21 protein-coding genes and 1 tRNA gene are annotated in these 21,292 nt (G+C 46.7%); 16 read left to right on the forward strand and 6 right to left on the reverse strand.

Annotated elements, in window-relative coordinates; genetic code table 11:
- Nucleotides 1–42: 42 nt before the first annotated feature.
- Nucleotides 43–975: a hypothetical protein gene (locus N7U64_RS11630; RefSeq protein WP_012369461.1), complete on the forward strand. Its 933-nt coding sequence runs from the start codon at nt 43–45 to the stop codon at nt 973–975.
- On the opposite strand, the gene N7U64_RS11635 is transcribed toward N7U64_RS11630, so the two are convergent.
- Nucleotides 964–1,806 (reverse strand): GNAT family N-acetyltransferase, encoded by an 843-nt coding sequence (locus N7U64_RS11635; protein ID WP_318929861.1) that lies wholly within the window; start codon nt 1,804–1,806, stop codon nt 964–966. The genes N7U64_RS11630 and N7U64_RS11635 overlap by 12 nt on opposite strands.
- Nucleotides 1,807–1,915: 109 nt before the next feature.
- Between N7U64_RS11635 and N7U64_RS11640 the strand changes: the two genes are divergently transcribed.
- A complete protein-coding gene (locus N7U64_RS11640) occupies nt 1,916–2,179 on the forward strand; it encodes a hypothetical protein (protein ID WP_318929862.1) in 264 nt (87 codons plus the stop codon).
- A 67-nt stretch (nt 2,180–2,246) separates the two neighbouring features.
- On the opposite strand, the gene N7U64_RS11645 is transcribed toward N7U64_RS11640, so the two are convergent.
- Nucleotides 2,247–3,158 carry a hypothetical protein gene (locus N7U64_RS11645; RefSeq protein WP_318929863.1) on the reverse strand — a complete coding sequence of 304 codons (912 nt, stop codon included), beginning with the start codon at nt 3,156–3,158 and terminating at the stop codon, nt 2,247–2,249.
- 188 nt (nt 3,159–3,346) lie between these two features.
- Here N7U64_RS11645 and nfsA point away from each other — a divergent pair, with 188 nt between their 5' ends.
- From nfsA to N7U64_RS11670, 5 genes are all read left to right on the forward strand, one after another.
- Nucleotides 3,347–4,093: an oxygen-insensitive NADPH nitroreductase gene (gene nfsA / locus N7U64_RS11650; RefSeq protein ID WP_318929864.1), complete on the forward strand. Its 747-nt coding sequence runs from the start codon at nt 3,347–3,349 to the stop codon at nt 4,091–4,093.
- Between the two features lie 14 nt (nt 4,094–4,107).
- The gene (locus N7U64_RS11655) at nt 4,108–5,325 is read left to right on the forward strand and encodes an LCP family protein (protein WP_318929865.1); all 1,218 of its coding nucleotides are present in this window, start codon (nt 4,108–4,110) and stop codon (nt 5,323–5,325) included.
- A 79-nt stretch (nt 5,326–5,404) separates the two neighbouring features.
- Nucleotides 5,405–6,115, forward strand: a complete 711-nt coding sequence (locus N7U64_RS11660) for an NAD(P)H-binding protein (RefSeq protein WP_318929866.1) — start codon at nt 5,405–5,407, stop codon at nt 6,113–6,115.
- Nucleotides 6,116–6,292: 177 nt separating this feature from the next.
- Nucleotides 6,293–6,838, forward strand: a complete 546-nt coding sequence (locus tag N7U64_RS11665; protein ID WP_318929867.1) for a TlpA disulfide reductase family protein — start codon at nt 6,293–6,295, stop codon at nt 6,836–6,838.
- Between the two features lie 4 nt (nt 6,839–6,842).
- On the forward strand, nt 6,843–7,292 hold the full coding sequence (locus tag N7U64_RS11670) for a hypothetical protein (RefSeq protein ID WP_214767334.1): 450 nt from the start codon (nt 6,843–6,845) through the stop codon (nt 7,290–7,292).
- Nucleotides 7,293–7,379: 87 nt separating this feature from the next.
- Here the strand turns inward: N7U64_RS11670 and N7U64_RS11675 are convergent, their stop codons facing one another.
- Nucleotides 7,380–7,589 (reverse strand): DUF3006 domain-containing protein, encoded by a 210-nt coding sequence (locus N7U64_RS11675; RefSeq protein ID WP_012369470.1) that lies wholly within the window; start codon nt 7,587–7,589, stop codon nt 7,380–7,382.
- A gap of 427 nt (nt 7,590–8,016) precedes the next feature.
- Nucleotides 8,017–9,390 carry a Na+/H+ antiporter NhaC gene (gene nhaC, locus N7U64_RS11680; protein WP_318929868.1) on the reverse strand — a complete coding sequence of 458 codons (1,374 nt, stop codon included), beginning with the start codon at nt 9,388–9,390 and terminating at the stop codon, nt 8,017–8,019.
- A 502-nt stretch (nt 9,391–9,892) separates the two neighbouring features.
- Here nhaC and argC point away from each other — a divergent pair.
- Genes argC through argF form a run of 7 tightly spaced genes read left to right on the forward strand, consistent with a single transcriptional unit; the run spans nt 9,893 to nt 19,040 of the window.
- Complete coding sequence (gene argC / locus N7U64_RS11685; RefSeq protein ID WP_318929869.1) at nt 9,893–10,924, forward strand: N-acetyl-gamma-glutamyl-phosphate reductase; 1,032 nt, start codon at nt 9,893–9,895, stop codon at nt 10,922–10,924.
- Nucleotides 10,925–10,938: 14 nt separating this feature from the next.
- A complete protein-coding gene (argJ, locus tag N7U64_RS11690) occupies nt 10,939–12,156 on the forward strand; it encodes a bifunctional glutamate N-acetyltransferase/amino-acid acetyltransferase ArgJ (RefSeq protein WP_318929870.1) in 1,218 nt (405 codons plus the stop codon).
- Nucleotides 12,153–12,926, forward strand: coding sequence for an acetylglutamate kinase (argB, locus tag N7U64_RS11695; protein ID WP_318929871.1), 774 nt, complete (start codon nt 12,153–12,155; stop codon nt 12,924–12,926). Before argJ ends, argB begins: the two co-directional genes overlap by 4 nt.
- Nucleotides 12,892–14,034 carry an acetylornithine transaminase gene (locus N7U64_RS11700; RefSeq protein ID WP_318929872.1) on the forward strand — a complete coding sequence of 381 codons (1,143 nt, stop codon included), beginning with the start codon at nt 12,892–12,894 and terminating at the stop codon, nt 14,032–14,034. Before argB ends, N7U64_RS11700 begins: the two co-directional genes overlap by 35 nt.
- Nucleotides 14,031–15,086, forward strand: a complete 1,056-nt coding sequence (locus N7U64_RS11705; protein ID WP_318929873.1) for a carbamoyl phosphate synthase small subunit — start codon at nt 14,031–14,033, stop codon at nt 15,084–15,086. The genes N7U64_RS11700 and N7U64_RS11705 overlap by 4 nt, the downstream gene beginning before the upstream one ends.
- Nucleotides 15,073–18,105 carry a carbamoyl-phosphate synthase (glutamine-hydrolyzing) large subunit gene (carB, locus tag N7U64_RS11710; protein ID WP_318929874.1) on the forward strand — a complete coding sequence of 1,011 codons (3,033 nt, stop codon included), beginning with the start codon at nt 15,073–15,075 and terminating at the stop codon, nt 18,103–18,105. Before N7U64_RS11705 ends, carB begins: the two co-directional genes overlap by 14 nt.
- The gene (argF, locus tag N7U64_RS11715; RefSeq protein ID WP_214767349.1) at nt 18,102–19,040 is read left to right on the forward strand and encodes an ornithine carbamoyltransferase; all 939 of its coding nucleotides are present in this window, start codon (nt 18,102–18,104) and stop codon (nt 19,038–19,040) included. Before carB ends, argF begins: the two co-directional genes overlap by 4 nt.
- A 53-nt stretch (nt 19,041–19,093) precedes the next feature.
- On the opposite strand, the gene N7U64_RS11720 is transcribed toward argF, so the two are convergent.
- Nucleotides 19,094–19,903, reverse strand: a complete 810-nt coding sequence (locus tag N7U64_RS11720; protein WP_318929875.1) for an MBL fold metallo-hydrolase — start codon at nt 19,901–19,903, stop codon at nt 19,094–19,096.
- Between the two features lie 171 nt (nt 19,904–20,074).
- A tRNA-Gly gene (locus N7U64_RS11725) sits at nt 20,075–20,148 on the reverse strand.
- A 172-nt stretch (nt 20,149–20,320) separates the two neighbouring features.
- Here N7U64_RS11725 and N7U64_RS11730 point away from each other — a divergent pair.
- Nucleotides 20,321–20,866: an imm11 family protein gene (locus N7U64_RS11730; RefSeq protein ID WP_318929876.1), complete on the forward strand. Its 546-nt coding sequence runs from the start codon at nt 20,321–20,323 to the stop codon at nt 20,864–20,866.
- On the forward strand, nt 20,863–21,282 hold the full coding sequence (locus N7U64_RS11735) for a hypothetical protein (protein WP_214767353.1): 420 nt from the start codon (nt 20,863–20,865) through the stop codon (nt 21,280–21,282). Before N7U64_RS11730 ends, N7U64_RS11735 begins: the two co-directional genes overlap by 4 nt.
- The last annotated feature ends 10 nt before the right edge of the window (nt 21,283–21,292 follow it).

The raw sequence follows: 21,292 nt of genomic DNA on the forward strand, positions 1-21,292 counted from the left end.
GTACACTACGAAGAGAGACATCATGCAGGGGGACAATAATTTATGAAAAGATTTGTTAAAAATGAAGCCATCGCTCCGGCGCTGAATGCTTTTCTTACACTTGAGAACGAAGCCTTTCAAACATACAATCAATTGCTGACAGCACAGGAGCGGCAAGCTTTGAATTTTGTCGGACGGGCCGTCGCGCTTCAATCGGACAAACATCTCGCGTTAGCTCTTGAGACGAAACAGCCGTTGATTGAGATGGACCGTTTACTGATGAAATTGACGGAAATCGAGCAGGGCGCGCTGCTGTTTCGACAGTTGCTTGCATCCGGTCTCGATCTGAATCAACTTATCACAGTCGAAGGTCACCGGTCGCTTGTCAGACAGCCGTTATCTTTTCCTGTAGGTTTGTATACAGTCTATGACCACGTCTTGTTTCAACTTGCCGTCGATTCGGGGTTGGACCTAAACTACACAACGACATTGCAACGGAGTGACCGTTTTCTTGAAACGGATGAAATCAATACCCTGGACATCGTGTTGTTGTTGACGCATGAGCAGGCACCGGATGAACAGAGTCTTCCGTTGTTTCAACATCCGGCGACAGTCGGTCTGGCAGAACGGCTCCAACGAGCGAAGTTTGAAAGCCTGCAATCCATCATTGAGAACACCCGGTATGTTACAACATTTCGATATGCCAAACATTTTCCGCTTTTTTATGCGATCGTCGGTCGTCAGACGGAACAATTCCCAAAGATGCTAGACGCTGTTTTGATGGAACAAAATCAGGAGGAAATTCTAAAGGATGCCTTATTGGCATTTCATAATCATCAACCGGGTCTTGCAACAAGTATGGGAACGGATTATTACGAAAGTTTATTTGTCATCGGCGACCATTTAAAGCGACAGGCGGGTATCGATTTCAATACGTTGGATGATCAATATATACTCAGCGAATACTCGGAAATCGTTCAACGGTTACGTAGTTAACGAAACCGGTTCACAGGAATAACGGTGCCAATTCGAAAAAATTTGAATATCACAAAAAGTTGTCGGTTGATACAGGCGAAGAGCTTCTTGATGGGTCGAAAAACAATACACTTCAAAAGATAAGATATTTTTCTTATGTAATTTCATTTGGAACGTATCGAGAATCCGGCGCCCGTATCCTTGATTTTTCAATTGGGGTAAACATGTAATTTCCAAAAGGCGGACGACCTTTTGATGTTGTTCAATCAGAATGGTTCCAACAACGGTGTTCTTGTCGTAGACGAGGTAGGGCAGGACACCTTGATCGACTAAATAATCGAGATGGGCAGCACCATAAGGGAAAAGAAAGTCAGAATAACGGATTGCGTCATTGCGAATCGTCAAGAACAACTGACGGTTGCGCAAGGAGAGTGGTTTAAATTGAACGGAGACGGGTCGGCCACGCGTCAGACCAATCAGCCGAAATTGTTCACAGGACAAAGAGTACCCTAAAGCGTTCCAGGTCGTGATGAATCCAAAGTCGTTCGGCGGTATGATTTGGACATCGATATGACGGGGAGAAAACGAGAGTGCCTGCAAATGGACATGGTGAGCGAGAATTTGAAACGCCTGTAGATCGGTATAGGAAGCATTTAAAAGTTGAACGGTATGTTCGAAAACATGAAATCCGAGAGTTGCCTGGACATGATCTTCATGCCAAATCGTCCATTGCTGGTGTTCGATCGGTGGGTAGGAAAATGATGACGGGGAAGACGGAGTGGTACGGAGTAAGCGATGGACCAAACGCCGTTGTGGATGAGATAATTGATCGTACGATAAAATGTTCAACACGTGCACGTCCTTTCAGAAAAAATGAAAGCCAGTGCATTTAGTATAACAAAAATATGGTGTTTTAATGTATTAAATTGAAATTAAAGGTAAATAATCAGGTGGTGATGAGATGACGAGACTACTGATGGCGACAGGTCTTTTTTTGATCCTGGTCGGTATGAACCCTGTTCACGCACAGGAGATTGAAAAAAAAGAAACGACAGTTCGGCAATCTACCACATACGGCAGTTACGGGACGATGGATGAGATTATCACGGATCAAAAGGAACCGACATATGACGGATTCGACTCTCCAAACGATATGGCTTTTTTATTCGCCTGCATTGCTTTGCTTGCGACAGTTGGATTAGGAATCGTAAATGCGACAGATTAAAGAAAAAGACGATCAGTTCTCGGGACTTGCCGAAGAACGTTTCGTCTTTTTTTGCAGGGATTTCAGCTTAAAAGTGAATATGTTTACGTCGTCCGACCCGTTCAATCCGATCATGTTCATCCTTTAATCCGGCTTGTTCAAGTAAACTAAGATAATACCGGAAGGGCGTCGAACGATGTGAGAAATAAGGAATATATTCCGTAAACAACATCGTTTCAGCACGTTCGAGTTCACGTAAAGCGATCAGGGCATGCAGTTCGGCAAAACGGATTTCTTGATACAAGACCAGCATGTCCGCATCGACACGAACTTTCGCCCGGAGTTTTTTGGCATGCGTGTTTAATAAGGCAACATAAGCCTCCCGTTCATTGACGTCCGTACAATGTGTGAGGACGGCGAGGAAGAGGTCACTGCGTTCCGTGTCGACATCGATCGGTACCTTGACGGCAGTATAGATGGCGCGTTGCATCCAAGTCTGATCCGATGCGTCCAGTTTGTAATAACCGACCAGTTCTTCGAACAGTTCGACTTGTGTGACCTTAATCAATCGGAAGGGATCGTTACTTAAAAAGAGCGGTTCTTCTCCGGCGGCTGAAGAAAGTAAAAAAAAGAATTCCTCAAAAGCAACCCGTGTGCCATTTTTTCGACCGATATAATGGCGCAAATGTTTCAGCAGGCGTTTTGCCGTCACGTACCAATTTTTTTGTTCGCGGACGGAGACCAGCTCATTCGGCTCCAAGTACTGTAAATCATATGCGAGTTGAATGAATTGTTCTGTTTGCTCGATCGCCTGTTCGACAGTCGGTTGATCCTGTTCTTTCTGTAATCCTTTATACTTCGCAAACTGGGATAACATCAAATCAAGATCTTTTTCTTCGATGACTTGTTTCGGAAGTTGACGATAGATTTCTACGATGATGTCGCGAAGGGTCGTATCGCCATATTGTTCAAGTAAAAGACGCAGTTTACGAATTCTCATGATCGCCCTCCTTCGACAAAAAAGACACAATAGTAGTCCTATCCTTTTCCCGATTTTTTTAAGAAGTAATCGGCAGTGCATGGAATTCAAAAATGATTGTTTCGGAACACGGGTAGCTAACATTTGCACTTCCGGAAAGGTTTGCCTATCGTTAAGAGAATCATTAACAAAAAGGGAGCGAATTATTCATGAATGAAACAATCGAACATTTACTTAACCACCGGTCTATCCGTAAATTCAAGCCTCATCAATTAGATCAAGAGACAGTCGAAACGCTCGTCCGTTCGGCCCAGTCTGCCTCTACGTCTTCTTATCAGCAGGCCTATGCCATCATCGGCGTGGAGGACGAAGCACTGAAACGCCAATTGGTCGATGTAGCGAGCGGTCAATCTTACGTCGCTGAGAACAGTTACTTTTTCGTTTTTTGTATCGACTATCATAAACACATCCTGGCAGCGGAAATCGCATCCGGTTCCGTGGACCGGACGGTCGAAACGACGGAAGCCTTGATTGTCGGTGCGGTCGATGCCGGTTTAGCCGCCCAAAATCTAGTCATTGCAGCGGAATCGTTAGGATACGGCACCGTCTATATCGGTTCATTACGAAATGATGCTGCCAAAGTGAGTGAACTGTTGGGCTTTCCGGATCATGTCGTTCCGTTATTTGGAGTCGCAGTCGGTATTCCCGACCAACAGCCGGGGAAAAAACCCCGCCTTCCGATGGATGCGGTCTTCCACCGGAATACGTATACTAATGACGACACGATGCGTGAATTGTTGTCGCAATATGAAGAAGAAACGTCTACGTATTATGGAGAACGAACAGATGGACGCCGGACGGAAGGATGGGTCTATCAGATGGCTGCTTCGATGAAAGAGCCGAAACGGACGTATATGCGTGACTTTTTACAGGAAAAACACTTAGCCCGAGATTGATACGGAGGTAACCTATGGAAGAATTTCATTCAGGACGTTCCCGTTTAGAGCGCAGACGTCAGGAAGAATTGCGTGAATCAGAGAAGATGGATCAGGAGAAAGTATCCCACGAATCCATGGATCAAAATCATGAAAGCGAACGTTCTGCCAGTCAACGGTATTTAGATGAGCCGTCGGAAAGAACGCCTGCCCGGAAAGAGGTATCAAGACCATCTGCAAAGCGCTTGCAGGCCGGAGCCGGAATCATCGTGCGTTCAGGAACAAGACTGGCGAGTATGGCCTTGAATCGTTTCAGCCAACGTCGTGCTTCAAGGAGCAACAGAACGAAAGAGCCGGTGCGTGAAGCAGAAGCTGAACAGCGGTTGAAAAAACAGCCTGTTCCGAAAAAGAAACGTCGCTTCAAGTCAAAGCTGTTCGGTTTATTATTACTCGTCCTGATTGCAGCCGTTCTTTTTAGTTCACAACCGTTTACGTTTCTTCTGATCGGAAGTGACGCCCGGCCGGGAGAATCATTACGCGGTTCGAGATCAGATTCACTGTCCGTCATGCAATTCGTACCGCTCTCACGGACGATTCAATTGACGTCGATTCCTCGTGATACGTATACGCCGATCGCCTGTGAAAACGGCAAAAAGGATAAGATCACCCATGCCTTTGCATACGGCGGCGAAGATTGTACGAGCAGTGCAGTCAGCGGACTTCTCGATCAAGACATTGACAGTAAGATCGTCATTTCATTTGACAGCTTCATCGGATTGATTGATGAAATCGGAGGAGTCGATTTAGTGTCGACAGGAACGTTCTCGGAACAAGATGCGAGTGGAAAAGCCAATCAGTATTCGTTCCAAAAAGGAAAAGAATATCACATGGATGGGGCAATGGCGTTAGCCTATTCCCGTCACCGTAAAACGGATACAGACGTGGCACGGGCAAACCGACAGTCGGAAGTCATCCAAGCCGTGGCGACACATTTGATGAAACCGACGGGATGGTCGAGTATTCCCGGCGCACACCGGTATATGAAGGAAGAAATGAATCTCGATGTCAGCGTCCGTCAGATGATGACGGCGGGGCTATCGCTCGCGTTGTTCTCGAAACGGGAACACCTTGAAGTCGAAGGTGTCAGTGAGCGGATGAATGGTATTTTCTATGACTTCCCTAAGGAAAAAGAATTGAAGGACTTGCGTGCGAAACTCGACACGACGTTTTATGGGACATTAAAAAACGATTAATTTTTCAAAACGGGTTTGTTCTTTCTCGAACAGTGGAAATTAGTAAAGGTGACTAATCTATCGAGGAGGGACCTATCATATGAAAGTATTAGTTGTAGGTGCATCAGGTACAATCGGAGCTCGTGTCGTCAAGTCGCTCGCTAAAGGTCATCAAGTCACGGTTATCGTCCGCCATCAGCATTTAGTGGAACGATTTGAGAAACTTGGTGTTAAAGCGCACTATGTCGATATCGAAACAGAACTCGAAAAAGTCATCGAACAGGGTGTTTCCGGTCAAGACGCTGTCATCTGTGCAGCGACAGCCGGTGTTGACGGGGAACCGACTGAAATCGAGTTACTTGATCGGACGGTTGCTTTAAAAACGATTGATGCTGCGAAAAAGGCGCGTGTTCGTCATTTCGTCCTCCTCAGTGCCTATGGTGCTGATCGTCCGAACCAATTCAAAAAAGAGATGTATCCGTTCTACGCCGCTAAAAATGCAGCCGAAGAACAGATTGAACATAGTGGACTCACATATACCATCATTTGTCCGGTTAACGTCGTTGACGGAGAAGGACGCGGATTGATTGAGGCCGACGAAGACTTGAAGGATGTCAAGGAAGCCACGATTTCCGAAACGGATGTTGCTTCCATCCTGGTCGCAGCCGTCGACAATCGGGCACTCTTTAATCGCCGACTGGAAGTCAAAGAAGGTAAAACCACATTAAACGAAGCACTTGGCGGAGATGAGGCGGTTGGCAGCGTTAAAGATAACCGTCAGGTCAAAAAACAATTGCCGCGTTATAATTAATGAATGAAACGATATGAAAATCGTTGACAGGAGTTGGAGAACATCCGACTCCTGTTTTTTTGTACGTCAAATATATTTCATCCGAGCGGAAAAAAAGTCAGCACCAGTCTGCCTTTTTTGTCACAAATCAAGCGGGCGATTCTGCTACACTACATACATAGAGGAGTGACGAAATCAGTGAAAAAATATGTAGTGTATCTGATGGCGGCAATCATCATTTCGGGAATTGCCTATACAAGTTACAGCGCCTATCAGACGAAACAGGACCAACAACAAATGAAAGCAAAACAACAAGCAGAGGGTGGACTTGAAACAGGAATGAACGCGCCTGACCTCGAAATAGAACAAGACGGTCGAATGATTCATTTGTCTGATTTAACGGATCAGCTCATCGTCATTAATTTTTGGGCAACCTGGTGCCCCCCTTGTCAGCAGGAAATACCGGAATTAAATGCCTTTGCCAAATCGACATCAATCCCGGTGTACGGTATCAACGTGACGACTGCGGAAAGACGGTTGAGTGATGTAAAACAGTTTTTGAAAAAAACGCCTATTACGTACTCGGTACTTTATGATACGAAAGGACAATCGGAAAAAACGTATCAGTTAGTAGCGATGCCGGCGACTTACATTATTGATCAAACAGGGACGATTGTCGGAAAACATGTCGGACCCGTTACGCAAGAGATGCTGAAAGAGATGGTACGGAAGATCGGAGGATAACCGGATGGAATTATATTGTGCGGTATGTACGTATCGTCAAATCATTGAAATCGGTCAGCAGGAAGAGTGGAAAGGATTTCCGTCGGTGTTGACGTATGGGATGGAAAGTTATGCATCAGCATTGCCTTTTTTATTTGTTCCACCGTATCAAGAGCCGCTCGTCAGTCGCCAAAAAATTGATGATCGGATACGGGCCGAGTTGATTCGGACGTACCATGCCCATATTGAGGAAATTGAAGACGGATGGGTACCGCATCAATATGATGTCTTTCAGTGTTTGACCTGTCAGCAAATCTCCACCCGGTTTTGGTGCGCCTTGTTTTTGAAAGGGGCAATCATTGAACCGGTCCATCGCTGTGAACAAGATAATTCTGTTTTGGTTCGACTTTCTTTGGATGAGCTCACCCAAACGCCCTGTCCAAGCTGCGCTGAACAGACGCTCCAGATTCGTTAACAGACAAAAGCCATCTGTCGCAAGAAACGACTATTCGAGACAACGTGTCTGCTAGTCATTTTAAGCGGTCAGATGGCTTTTTAAGTGTCAACCCATTTGCCGAAACGAAAACGTTTGAAAGGAAGACTGGGTAGAGTTAGTTGCATCAATTGAATAATTAGATCCGTCGAATAATATTGTATCACCAAGCCTTGCTTCAGTAGGCAAATAGCGGCGTGGGATGAAACTTGAACCATTCTCCCAGAGAAGAACAGCATATTTGCCATCAAGCCGTTCCAGTGTGCCACGTTTGATCATAATCGAACTCCTCCTACAAAATTACATCGAACGCATCCTTAGGATCAGGTGCAAGTTTCTCTTTTTATAATTCGCTGTAATTTTTTAATCTTATGTTTGGTATATTCCCATTTCCTTTTGAATTTACACATGTTTATTTGCAATTGCTGAATTCTGTACAATATTTGTCAAACAAAGTGAAAAGAAATATATTTTCAAGCAATCTTCAAGAAAAAAGCTCCTTTCAAAAGTAAACAGTTTTTCTTATTTCAACTGTCTACTTTTTGGGGAGCATATCACTGACAGCGCAACATGCGCTTTTTCCTGTAGGAGTGGCGGAAACAAGTGATTCCTATTTAAACGAGATCAAGGTGGCAGAATGATCATCTGCCACCTTGATTTTTGAAGAGACTGACTTTTGAGTCAGCCCCTTCAGGAAATCCGTCGATTAAGCTGCCAAATCTTTTGCAGCTTGTTTGGTAGGGCGGGTAAAGGCAAAAACAAAAGTGAAGAAAGGCGACAGTAACAAGAAAAAGGCGAATGGAACATACGCAGTAACTGGGACACCGAGTGTCGAGGTGAAGAACGCACCGGATACACCCCAAGGAATCAACGGATTCACAAGAGTTCCACCGTCTTCGAGAGCCCGTGAGAGAAAACGCGGATCAATCGAACGGTCTTTAAAGATCTGTTTAAACGCTTGACCGGGTAACAGGATAGACAAGTATTGTTCACCGGCCATGAAGTTGACGCCGATTGAAGCGAGTGCAGCCGATGAGATGATGCTGCCGTCCCGTTTTAATTTTGAAACCGTGTTTTCGATAATGACATCGATGACGCCAATTCCACGAAGGACACCACCGAAAGCCAGGGCAAGCATGACAAGTGAAACGGACCACATCATCGACTGGAGACCGCCTTTGCTGACGATACTTGCGACCGTTTCGTTGGCTGTTTCAATCTTTAATCCGTTTTGGATGACGCTCATCCATTGTCCGATGTTCCAGTTGCCTTGTGTTAATCCAGTCAACAGGAGACCGCTCAGGACCCCGACGATCAGAGTCGGAACGACGGGTGTTTTACGTAATGCAAGAATCATTACGAGTAACGGTGACAGCAGTGTCCATGGTGAGAGATTAAACAGACGCGTCAATTCCTGTTGAGTGGAGCCGATAGTTTGTGAATCAATCGAACCGTCTCCCCGTCCGAAGATAAAGAACAGAATGAACGTGATTGTAATGGCAGGAATTGTTGTGCCCATCATAAAACGAATATGATCAAAGACCGAGACATTGATGATTCCCGGTGCAAAATTCGTTGTATCGGATAAAGGGGACATCTTATCTCCGAAACAGGCACCGCTGATGATGGCACCGGCGGCAAGGGCCGGATTAACACCAAGTGCGACTGCGATTCCCATCAAAGCAACACCGACCGTTCCGATTGTTGTAAAGGAACTCCCGGTAAACGTCGAAACAATCATCGTAATGATTAAAGCACTTGGTGCGAACCATGTTGCAGAAAGTGTTTCCAGTCCGTAGTGAAGGAGTGTCGGAACAGCTCCGCTCATCATCCAGACGGCAATCGTCATACCGACAAGCAACATGATTAAGATCGGTTTGATGGCTTCACGAATTCCGTTAATCATATGTTGTTCAAGTTCTTCATAACGGAAGCCGCGGACAGCAGCATAGGCAACGACAAAAATCAAACTGGATAAGATAGCGAGATGCGGTTCGGCTTTGGCACCGAATATGACGGATAATAAGATAATGATACTAATTCCTAGGACAGCTGCGGATTCACGAAAAGACATGCGCATGCTTCCACCTCCTTGAGTTCTATGTTGCGTTTATGCTTGTTTGCTTTTACGTGTGAAAGTAAAGTGAAGAACAGTTGTTATGTTAAAGGATATGAATTCATTCGTCAACTATCTGGATTCCACTAAAAACGACAGGATAAATAGAAAATGTGACGAAAATTTGTCGTAAACGCTTTCTTTTTCGGCAAAAATCTTGCACAATAAGAAATAAGAGATGTCGATTTTGTGAACAGGAGGAGATACATATGTTTACTGCAATTTTTGTCGTAGTCATTGCGTTAATGGGAGCCAGTGTTTACGGAATTGATCACATGGTCGCTCAACGGGCGGAAAAAAGATAATTTCATTTCGGATAAAAAAAGGCTTTAATCAGTCACATCTATTGAGATGTCATTGATCAAAGCCTTTTTTTTATGTTTAAAATAAATAAAAATTCATTTGACAGTATAAATATACATATGTTTAAATCGAGTTATCATTTAAGGTCAAAGGGGTTTCGACGATGAAATGTACGATTGTAGGTGCGACCGGATATGCTGCGATTGAGCTGATACGCCTGATTGAATTACATCCTCATTTGGAAATCGTCTCGTTGATCAGCGATTCGCAAACCAATCAGGAAATGAATAATTTATACAGTTTCATGAATAATAAACAATTTCCTGTACTGACAGCATTTTCACTGGAACAGATTGAAGCGGTGGAAACAGATCTTTTATTTTTAGCGACGCCGAGCGGAATTTCCACGAAATATCTGAAACAGCTGGATGACTGGAAAGGAACGGTCATTGATTTGAGCGGAGACTTGCGTCTTGAAAAATCATTGTATGAAAAATGGTATCCCCATGAAAGCGTCGATGCGGTTCTCCAGAAAAAAGCAACCTACGGACTGACGGAATGGAAGCGGGAGCAAATCAAGGACAGTCGTTTGATTGCCAATCCGGGTTGTTATGCTACGGCTGTCTTACTCGGATTATTACCGCTATTAGAAGAGCGGGTGATTGATCCGTCGCAAATCATCATTCATGCGAGCTCCGGCTTATCGGGAGCAGGAAAAACATTGACGGAACAAACACACCACGTTCGATCAAGCGAAAATGTCCGATTGTACAAAATGAACCAACATCAACATATTCCGGAAATCGAATCGATTGCTGAAGATATCACCGGACAACAGATTACCGTATCACTTGCGACGTATCTCGTGCCACTCAACCGTGGCATCATGGCGACGATGACGTTGCAACCCGTTGTTGAAAAAACGGAAGCCGAGTGGCGGACATGGTTCATTGAAAAATATAAACAGGAACCGTTTATCCGTATCGGACAAACGGATCCGGAAATCAAATCGGCAGCCGGAAGCAACTATTGTGACATTTCGGTCTATCTGGATACACGTACGGGAAGACTGACGGTCGTATCCGTGCTGGATAACATGCAAAAAGGCGCAGCAGGACAAGCGATTCAAAATGCCAATGTCATTGGCGGATATCCAGAAACACTAGGTCTGACACAACAGCCATTCTTTATATAGAGGGGACCATGACTATGTTAAATATACAACTGACATCACCATTGACCGTGACGACACCAAAAGGATTCAAGGCGACGGGAGTTCATGTCGGGCTCAGACGCAAACGGAAAGATTTAGCTCTTTTATTATGTGAAGCGGGTGCCGATGCGGCAGCTGTCTACACGACCAATCAGGTCCAGGCTGCACCGATTACCGTAACGAAACAGGCGATGGCAACATCGGGTGGAAAAGTCCATGCCGTTTTAGTCAACAGCGGGAATGCCAATGCCTGTACAGGTCAGCTCGGCCTCGAACATGCTTATGCCTCCCAACAAGCCGTTGCCGATCAGTTTCAATTGGCACAGGAACATGTCGTCATCGCTTCGACCGGCATCATCGGACAGCCGCTCGCAATCGATACGTTACTTCAAGGAATTGAACAGTTACAGCCGGATGAAGGTGAAGAACAAGCCGATGATTTTGCCCTGGCTATTTTAACGACCGATACCGGTACGAAGACGGCCGGACGTCAAATCTGGTTAGACGGCGAGTTGGTTTCGGTCTGCGGAGTGGCCAAAGGTTCGGGCATGATTCATCCGAATATGGCGACGATGCTTGGTTTTTTAACGACGGATGCCTCAATTCCTTCACCGTTACTACAGGACATCTTGAAGTCTGCGGTCAACCGGACGTTTAACTGTATCACCGTCGACGGTGACAGTTCGACGAATGACATGGTGATGATTCTTGCAAGTGGAGCCGCACAAACACAGCCGCTTCAACCGGAGACGGACGAAATCGAGCAGTTCCAACAAGCGGTCGAGGAAGTATGTCAAGATTTAGCGAAACAAATTGCACGTGACGGAGAAGGGGCGACGAAGCTGATTGAAGTCAACGTCCATGGTACGGCGAACGAATGGACTGCCCGGAAAATTGCCAAACAGATTGTAGGGTCTTCCCTCGTGAAAACAGCGATTTTCGGTGAAGATGCGAACTGGGGCCGGATCATCGCAGCGGTCGGCAGTATCGATGAACCGATTGATGTCGGACAAATTGATATCCGGATCGGTTCCCAGTGGGTTCTGCGTCACAGCATGCCGGTTCTATTCGACGAATCGTTGGCTTCCCGTGAACTGGCGCAAGAGGTTGTGGAAATCGAAGTGAATTTAAATCAAGGACCTGCCAGCGGTCATGCGTTCGGTTGTGACTTGACGTATGACTATATCAAAATCAATGCGAGTTACCGGACATGACGAAACGTAAATTGATCAAACTGGGCGGAAGTGTCTTCGAACAGCTGGACCCGCGTTATTACGAAGAATGGAGTCAGTGGCTTGTCGAGAAAAATGAATTGATCATCCTCCACGGTGGTGGACCGGCTTTATCGGCTTATTGCCGGGACATGAATATTAAAGCGGAATTCAACAACGGGATCCGGGTGACGACAGAGCAGGTTCTGCTGGGAGCGGAACGGGTGCTTGGAGGAGAAGTGCAATCAAAAATCGTCTATGCATTGAATGAAAACGGGCTGCCGGCAATCGGCTTGACGGGAATTGACGGAGCCAGTATTCGGGGGGAGCAGCAACCGGCGTTCGGAGCAGTCGGAGAAGTGACACAGATTAATCCGAAGTTATTTACGACATTGATGGCATCGGGATTCCTTCCTGTCGTCACCTCCCTGATTACAGGGACGGAAGGGACGTTGAATTGTAATGGGGACACCTGTGCGATTGCTGTAGCGAAAGGACTCGCTGTCGATGAATTCGAACTACTGACGGATGTATCTGGTGTCCGGCTGAATGGCACCTTCCAGTCAGAGGTGACGGTCGCGGAACTGGAGGAGGGAATTGAATCAACGGAAGTCAACGGAGGAATGATTCCGAAAGTCGAAGCCGTCATCGAAGCGGTCCGACAAGGGATACATCAGGTCAAGATTCGTTCCGGACACGACGTGACGAGCCAAGGGACACGGATCAAGGAGGAAACCAATGAGCGCTTTACTACCGACGTATTTACGTCATGACATTGAATTGGTCGAAGGGAACGGATCGTTCGTACAAGACAAAGCAGGCAAAAACTATCTGGATTTCGTGATGGGAATTGCCGTCTGCAACACCGGTCATCGACACCCGCATGTGGAACAGGCGTTACAAGAACAACTTCAAAAATTATGGCATACGTCTAATTTATTCATGAGCAGTAAACAGGAACGTGTTGCCGCGATGTTGACGGAAAACAGTCATTTGAGCCATGTGTTTTTTTGTAACAGCGGGACGGAAGCGAATGAAGGGGCATTTAAGCTAATTCGGAAATGGACACAGAAAAAAGAAATCCTGACGTTCAGTCAGTCGTTTCATGGAAGAACCTTTGCCATGATGGGAGCAACGGGTCAAGACAAGATTAAAGCCGGGTTCGGAGAAATGGTTCCGGATTTCAAGCATCTGACCTTTAACGATTTTGACAGTCTTGAAATGATTACGAATCAGACGGCTGCCGTTTGGCTTGAAGTGATTCAGGGAGAAGGCGGTGTCATCGTAGCGGAAAATGCCTGGTTGGAAGCGTTGATGGAGAAAGCTCGACAGTATGATGTGAAGGTAGTCATCGATGAAGTCCAGACAGGAATCGGAAGAACCGGATCCCGTTTCGCTTTTGAACAGACGCCGCTAAAGCCGGATATCATTACCGTGGCAAAAGGTCTCGGAAGCGGATTCCCGGTCGGAGCCATCATTACAATACCGGAAGCAACGGCTGTTTTCACACCGGGTACCCACGGATCGACGTTCGGAGGGAATCCGTTGGCAATGGCAGCGGCAGAAGCGACACTGGACGTCTTGCTAAACGAGCAACAAATGAAACAAGTTCAACAAAAAGGACTTTATTTGATGCAACAACTGAAGCAATTGCCGGAGACGATGGTCGTTGATGTGCGGGGACGCGGACTAATGATCGGAATTGAATTTCATGAACCGGTTTCATCCCTGATTACAGCGTTGCAACAAGCCGGAATGCTCGTCGTCAGCGCGGGACCGAATGTCATTCGGTTGTTACCTTCACTGTGCGTCACGGAACAGGAGCTTGATCTCGCGGTCGAAAAAATCAAAACAGTATGTCAACAGGAGGTCATGATGTGAAAGGAACAGGGGCATTAACATTAGCGGATGGACATGTATATCCAGGTGAATTGATTGGTTCCTCGTCCGTTCAAGGAGAAGTTGTATTTTTCACGGGAATGACCGGTTATCAAGAAGTATTGACCGATCCTTCCTACCGGGGACAAATCATCGTTTTTACCTACCCGCTCATTGGACAATACGGAATTTCAGAACAGGATTCAGAAAGCCGTCAGATTCAAGTATCCGGTGTAGTCGTTCAGACCTTAGCGAACAACGGATTACGGTCAGACTTGGCGGATTGGTTGGCAGCATCGGATATCCCAGTTTTAACACAAGTCGATACACGGGCATTGGTCCATCATTTACGCAATCAGGGGGATCAGATCGGTATCCTCACATGCGGGACATCTTCTGTTCAGGAACAGTCGAACTTGATTGCCACCCTCTCGACCAAACAGCCGGAGATTTATCCAACCGATTACGAGGCCGGACATATCGTGTGTCTCGATTACGGGGTGAAAAAATCGATGATTGAAGCCTTGCAGGAGCGTCAGATGAAAGTGACGGTCGTGCCGTTCGATACACCGAAAACAGTCATCGATGAATTAAAGCCTGACGGATTACTTTTTTCGAATGGACCCGGAGATCCGAGCCAACTCGATCACTTGATTCCAGAAATCAAGAAACTGGCACTTGCCTATCCGACGCTTGGCATCTGCATGGGACATCAACTGATTGCTAAGGCCTTCGGATGTCGAATCGAAAAGCAACACCATGGTCACCGCGGGGCAAATCATCCGGTCCGTCAGTTGAAAACCGGACGTGTCTTCATGACATCACAAAATCATGGTTATGTCGTTCAAGCGGACAGCGTGCAAAATTCTGAACTGAACGTCGCTTATGAACATATCAATGACGGCTCGATTGAAGGACTGCTTCATCCGACGCATCCTATTTTGACGGTTCAGTTTCACCCGGAAGCTCATCCCGGTCCACTGGAAGCGATGGTGATATTTGATCAATTCGTAGCGGGCATCTTAAAGCAGGAGGTAGCATATGCAGGAAGTTAAAAAAGTCCTGGTCATCGGATCAGGCCCAATCGTGATTGGTCAAGCAGCGGAATTTGATTACTCGGGTACACAGGCATGTCAGACACTTCGGGAAGCGGGATGCGAGGTCATGTTGATGAATTCGAATCCGGCTACGATCATGACGGATCCCTCAACAGCGGACCATATCTATATCGAAGCAATGACGCTTGAAAAAGCGACAGCCATTATCAAACGTGAACGCCCGACCCATTTACTGGCAACAGTCGGCGGCCAAACCGCCTTGAACCTGGCACTATCGCTCGAAGAAGCAGGAGTACTGGATCAGTATCAAGTCAAACTGCTCGGGACATCCCTTGAAACGATCCGAGACGGGGAAGACCGTGAACGATTTAAACAGCGGATGCTGGAACTGGATCAACCGCTCCCGATCAGTCAGACGATCGAGACGTTGGAGGAACTGGAAGGGTTCATGGAAAAAGCGGGCGTCCCGCTTGTTGTCCGTCCGGCGTTTACGCTCGGTGGAACCGGTGGCGGGATTGCTCAAACAAAAGAAGAAGCCCGTAAACTTGCGGCGAATGGACTTCAGGCCAGTCCGATTTCACAATGTCTCGTCGAAGCCAGCATTGCTGGTTATAAGGAAGTCGAGTACGAGGTGATGCGGGATGCCTTTGATACGACAATCATCGTCTGCAATATGGAAAATATCGACCCGGTCGGCGTGCACACGGGAGATTCGGTCGTCTTTGCACCGATTCAGTCGATCTCTGATAAAATGAATCAAATCTTACGGACGGCATCGCGGGAAATCGTTTCTGCGCTCGGTGTCGTCGGTGGCTGTAATATCCAATTTGCAATCCATCCGACAGAACAGACCTACTATGTCATTGAGGTCAATCCCCGCGTCAGTCGGTCTTCTGCTTTAGCCTCCAAGGCGACGGGATATCCGATTGCAAAATTAGCGACCCGTCTTGCGCTCGGTGAGCGTCTTGATGACTGCATCAATCCGGTGACAAAGGAAACGATGGCCAGTTTCGAACCTGTCCTGGATTATGTCACGGCTAAAGTGCCCTGTTTCCCGTTTGATCTTTTCCCGGGAAGTGACCGGTCGCTCGGTACACAGATGAAGGCGACCGGAGAGAGCATGGCAATGGGCAAGACACTCGAGGAAGCCTTGCAAAAAGCATGGCGGGGTGCCGGAATCGAACAAGCGCCGTTATATCCGAATTGGATGAAGCAGGCTGATACGGAGGTCTTGTGGCAGGAAGTCAATCAAATCACGGATCGCCGGTTATTGGCCATGCTGGCATTGCTCGATCGAAAAGCGGCGACGCACGAAGAACTGGCTGAAAAAACGCAGATTCAGTCGTTGTTCCTCACGACGCTTGAGACATTGATTTTGATGCAGGAAACATTGGATCTGGAATCAAAAGAGTCACTTCAACAGGCAAAACGCTTCGGATTTACAGACCAGCAGATCGCACAGATTACCGACGTTCCACTTGAAGTCGTGCAACAGCAACGGAATACTTTTTTAATTCAACCAAGTTTTCAAATGATTGACACTTGTGGGGCGGAATTTTCAAGTCTGACACCGTACTTTTACGGCAGTTGGTCCGGCCGAACGGAAGTGACTCCGTCGAGCCGGAAAAAGGTTGCCGTTCTCGGCGCCGGACCGATCCGGATCGGACAGGGAATTGAATTCGATTATTGTTCGGTTCATGCTGTTCGTGCTTTACAGAAAGCCGGTTATGAAACCATCATGATCAACAACAATCCAGAAACCGTCTCGACCGACTTTGAAGTGGCGGACCGTCTTTACGTTGAACCGCTGACGATTGAAGATGTTGTTCATGTACTGGAAGCAGAACAATGCCGGCAGGTGCTTGTCCAGTTTGGTGGACAGACAGCCATTACGCTGGCTGCAGAACTCGAACAGTTAGGATACCAGCTCTTAGGAACGACAGCCGACACGATTGACGAAATGGAAGACCGTGATCGTTTTTATCAATTCTTGGATCGACTTCAGATTGACCGTATACCGGGTCAGGAAGTGTCGAACGAGGAAGAATTGACGGCAATCGTCAAGGAACTGGGGTATCCGCTGATGATCCGTCCATCGTACGTCATTGGTGGAAAAGGAATGCACCGGTTAACGACAGCAAGCGATTTTGAAAAATTATTACCGGGAATGGCGTTTCCGATTTTAGTGGATGCCTATATCGAAGGACACGAGTTCGAAGTCGATTGTATTTCAGACAAAACGACGACCTACGTACCGGTCATCATGGAACAAATCGAAGCCGCCGGTGTTCACTCCGGCGACTCCACAATGATTTTGCCGCCTGTTTCAGCTCCGGCAAGCTTACAGGATGAAATCGAACGGATTGCGCAAACAATCGGTCAACATCTGGATTACCAAGGTGCCTTCAACATCCAGTTCGTCGTAAAAGATCAAACCGTCTACGTTCTCGAGATTAATCCGCGGGCTTCGCGTACCTTGCCGATTGTCTCGAAGGTGACGGGACAACCGTTGCTCGAGTGGGCGGTTCAAGCCGCCATCGGGATGAAGGTTGAAGCCTTGCCGGCAAACCGGTTGACGTTACCGTTCCATGCGGTCAAGACACCGGTATTCTCAACGCTGAAGCTGCGTGGTGTCGATCCGATGACAGGTCCTGTCATGCGTTCGACCGGGGAAACATTGCAGTGGACGGAAGCGGGACTTGCCAAAGAACGGTTCGTCTTCGACCAGACGACGAAAACAGCGATGGCCAAGCGAACGCTTCGAATCTGTGGAGCGGGAACAGACGCGTGGTCAGAAGGAGCGGCAGTTCAGCCGGATACCGAGTTTGATACGTGTCTTGTGTTCTTCTCGAAATCAGAATCAGAACGGGAACAACGGGAAAAAGCGCTGGCCCAAGGAGCGATTGTCATTACTGAAGAACATCTTGCCCAATACTTCGAATCCGTCCAAACGATACCGATGTGTACCGTTAAGCCATTATCCGAATGGACGACACAAAAGGAGCGAATCCAATGACGACTACACAACGATTAAAGCATTTGCTGACACTGGAAGAACTGACAGCAGAAGGACTGACTGATCTATTGGAACTGGCGAAAGACGTTAAAGCTTCTCCAGCGACATATGCCCAAACACTTGCCGGAAAAAAAGTCGCGTTGCTGTTTGAAAAAGCATCGACGCGGACACGGATTTCTTTTGAGGTCGGTGTCGTCGAATTGGGAGGATATCCGGTCGTCTTAAACGGATCGGATATGCAGATTGGTCGCGGAGAGTCCCTCAGCGATACGATTCAAGTCATGAGCCGTTATGTCGACGCCTTGATGATCCGGACGTTTGCACATGAAACGGTCGAGACGTTGGCAGCGCACGGAACGATTCCGATCATTAACGGATTGACGGACCTCCATCATCCGTGTCAGGTCTTGGCAGATTTATTGACGATCGAGGAGCATTTTGGTCAACGTAAAGGAAAGATATTGGCTTATATCGGGGACGGAAACAACATGGCTCACTCGTTGCTTTTAGGCGGCGCGTTAAGTGGAATGACCGTTCGAATTTGTAGTCCGGCTGCTTATGCACCGGATCAAACGATTATTGACCAGGCGAAGATGCTGGCACAACAATCCGGAGGACAGATTGAACAATATACGGATCCTGTTCAAGCGGTTGCGGGTGCTGATGTCATTTACAGTGATGTATTCGCCAGTATGGGTCAGGAAGAGGAGTCAGAAGCACGTCTCAAGGCATTCGAAGGATATCAAGTGAATCAAACGTTGTTGTCGTCAGCAGCAACGGATGTGATTTTCCTGCATTGTCTTCCGGCGCACCGCGGGGAAGAAGTGACAGCGGAAGTCATTGACGGCAGTCACTCCCTTGTATTTGATCAGGCGGAAAACCGCCTTCATGCGCAAAAAGCTTTAATGATTGAACTGATTGGAGTAATGGATTAAAACAAAAAGACAGGCTCTGTTCCTTTGTGGAAACAACAGCCTGTCTTTTTGTTTTAATCGTATTGCCGCCGGGCGAGTTGCTCGGTCTGTTCTTTCGTAATCTGGCGTTTATTTTTTTCGTGCAGACGTCCCATGAAGGACGTGCGTTGCCACGACGGCGACCAGTCCGACTCTTTGTGTGCACGTAAGGCCAAGATGTAGTCGTAACTCAAATGAAGCCGCTCAATCATTTCCGTGCGAACGTCACAAATATGACCATGTCCCGGAATAAGTAACTTTACCTCATATTCATAAATAAAGGATTCGAGTAATTCAAGGGTCGTTAAGTATTCACTCGAATCATGTTCGATCAACGGAATTTCGACGTCGGAGGCATAGTCACCACAGACAAGGAGATGAAGCGGCATGACGACAAAAGACAAATGGGTTGATTCATGACCGGGAGTCAGGAAAAAAATCAGTTTGGTTTTACCGATCGTCAACGTCGTTTCGGATTCTTCGATGACATGTGTGATATGCGGAAACAGAACGGGAGACTCGATGTAGTACTCGTCATTAAAGTTCTGCACTTCTTCAAGCGCTGCTGCCCGGTCGACATCCACGAAACGACGGGAAGCAATCGCAATTGCATCTTTAAAAGCGTAAGCTCCTAGAATATGATCAAAATGAGCATGCGTATACACGATATAGAGAGGCCGATCGTGCCGGATGATTTCCACATCACGGCGGATCGTTGCGATCTCGTCCGGTAACCAACCCGGATCAACGACGATCAGACAATCGGGAGTCTCAATCAAAGTCGAGGTCGTTTTCATTAATGTACTTTGGTAGACCGTGACACCAGGCATCTTCATTTGAATCATGAGAGTCCTCCTCTTTTCGGGATGTAACGTTTTATATCGAACTATACCCGAAAGCAGGGGAAATCTATCCTGGAGACAACAAAAAAGACGACTTGCAAGTTGCAAGCCGTCTGCCCTCGAAGGCATAAAAGTCATTGACCTATGTGTCGTGACCTATGTTATGTCATAAATTGGAGCGGGTGAAGAGAATCGAACTCTCATCATCAGCTTGGAAGGCTGAGGTTTTACCACTAAACTACACCCGCAAGAGTTGCTACATGAAATATAGTAGCATAGCAAAGCGTTTATTTCCATAACTTTTATGAAAAAAGGTAATTCTTTTGATTTTATGTGTACAATAATAAGAGCTAAATCGTTTACATGGGCTTCCTGTAACGAAAGTGAGTGGCTGAGGATGGAAAGAGGAGCGAATGACTGGTGAACAAAGTTCGAGTTTGGAGCGAACAGCTGATGGGAAAAGGATGGATGGCGACATGTCACCATCAAATCGATCGTTATCGCTTCACGACAGGAGAGTGGTTTCTGAACGCAAGCTTACTTGCCTTTTCAATCGAACAGGATGCAGATATGCTACCGGACGTGCTTCCGAACGAATTGAGGATCCCATTAGTATCTGAACGGATGAAACAGATATTGGAGCGGCTGACACCGTTTTCCGTCCAATGTCTCCGTGTCCAATTGAAGACACGAACGGGACTCGTCAATTACTATCTCATCAATATTCTAGCGGTAAGACGGGTGGAACATCTACATAAGACGGAGATTTTCCGCACGCTTCGGAAAAAACAAGTCTACTTCATGACGGAGCGAATCATCAGTACCTCGCTTGGTCCCCACCACATCTTACGGGATGAACGTACGGAACGTATTTTCCTCTCGGATACGCTAGCACGGTGTTTCCAGCAACTGGCCGTGACCGGCATACATTTTGACGAGATAAATCGAATGGAGGAAATCATATGAAACAGTACACGGTCGATAATTGGATTACACTGCAATATCCAAAAACGTTTGAATATCAAGAAGAAGAAACATTCGTCAGTTTTTATTCGACAGAAGAAAACGCGATGGGAACATTACAATTATCCATCTATGAGTCGGATGCAGAAGAACTCACACCTTTTGAAGCGGCGGAACAGGAAATCAATTTACTGGTGGAAGAGTTTGGAATTGAACTGACGGGACCACTCGAAGCACGTCGGAACTCATCTAAAGAAGCACTTCTTGCTGTAGACGGAAAAGAAGAAGGCGTCTTCATCCGGATTTATGCCTACTCAGACGGAGAACGGCTTGTTCTATTGACGTATTCTGCAGATCGGGAATCGTTGGAACTAGAAGAAATCGAAGCGATGATTTTATCATTAAGCTGGATCCATTAAGGACAAAAAC

This window comes from Exiguobacterium sp. K1, from assembly GCF_033721435.1.
Lineage (GTDB): Bacteria > Bacillota > Bacilli > Exiguobacteriales > Exiguobacteriaceae > Exiguobacterium_A > Exiguobacterium_A artemiae.

Bases quoted from the DNA above. Each gene is read 5' to 3' on its own strand.
- N7U64_RS11630 (WP_012369461.1), top strand. From the start codon at position 43: ATGAAAAGATTTGTTAAAAATGAAGCCATCGCTCCGGCGCTGAATGCT.
- N7U64_RS11640 (WP_318929862.1), top strand. From the start codon at position 1,916: ATGACGAGACTACTGATGGCGACAGGTCTTTTTTTGATCCTGGTCGGT.
- N7U64_RS11645 (WP_318929863.1), bottom strand. From the start codon at position 3,158: ATGAGAATTCGTAAACTGCGTCTTTTACTTGAACAATATGGCGATACG.
- nfsA (WP_318929864.1), top strand. From the start codon at position 3,347: ATGAATGAAACAATCGAACATTTACTTAACCACCGGTCTATCCGTAAA.
- N7U64_RS11655 (WP_318929865.1), top strand. From the start codon at position 4,108: ATGGAAGAATTTCATTCAGGACGTTCCCGTTTAGAGCGCAGACGTCAG.
- N7U64_RS11660 (WP_318929866.1), top strand. From the start codon at position 5,405: ATGAAAGTATTAGTTGTAGGTGCATCAGGTACAATCGGAGCTCGTGTC.
- N7U64_RS11670 (WP_214767334.1), top strand. From the start codon at position 6,843: ATGGAATTATATTGTGCGGTATGTACGTATCGTCAAATCATTGAAATC.
- N7U64_RS11675 (WP_012369470.1), bottom strand. From the start codon at position 7,589: ATGATCAAACGTGGCACACTGGAACGGCTTGATGGCAAATATGCTGTT.
- nhaC (WP_318929868.1), bottom strand. From the start codon at position 9,390: ATGCGCATGTCTTTTCGTGAATCCGCAGCTGTCCTAGGAATTAGTATC.
- argC (WP_318929869.1), top strand. From the start codon at position 9,893: ATGAAATGTACGATTGTAGGTGCGACCGGATATGCTGCGATTGAGCTG.
- argJ (WP_318929870.1), top strand. From the start codon at position 10,939: ATGTTAAATATACAACTGACATCACCATTGACCGTGACGACACCAAAA.
- argB (WP_318929871.1), top strand. From the start codon at position 12,153: ATGACGAAACGTAAATTGATCAAACTGGGCGGAAGTGTCTTCGAACAG.
- N7U64_RS11700 (WP_318929872.1), top strand. From the start codon at position 12,892: ATGAGCGCTTTACTACCGACGTATTTACGTCATGACATTGAATTGGTC.
- carB (WP_318929874.1), top strand. From the start codon at position 15,073: ATGCAGGAAGTTAAAAAAGTCCTGGTCATCGGATCAGGCCCAATCGTG.
- argF (WP_214767349.1), top strand. From the start codon at position 18,102: ATGACGACTACACAACGATTAAAGCATTTGCTGACACTGGAAGAACTG.
- N7U64_RS11720 (WP_318929875.1), bottom strand. From the start codon at position 19,903: ATGATTCAAATGAAGATGCCTGGTGTCACGGTCTACCAAAGTACATTA.
- N7U64_RS11735 (WP_214767353.1), top strand. From the start codon at position 20,863: ATGAAACAGTACACGGTCGATAATTGGATTACACTGCAATATCCAAAA.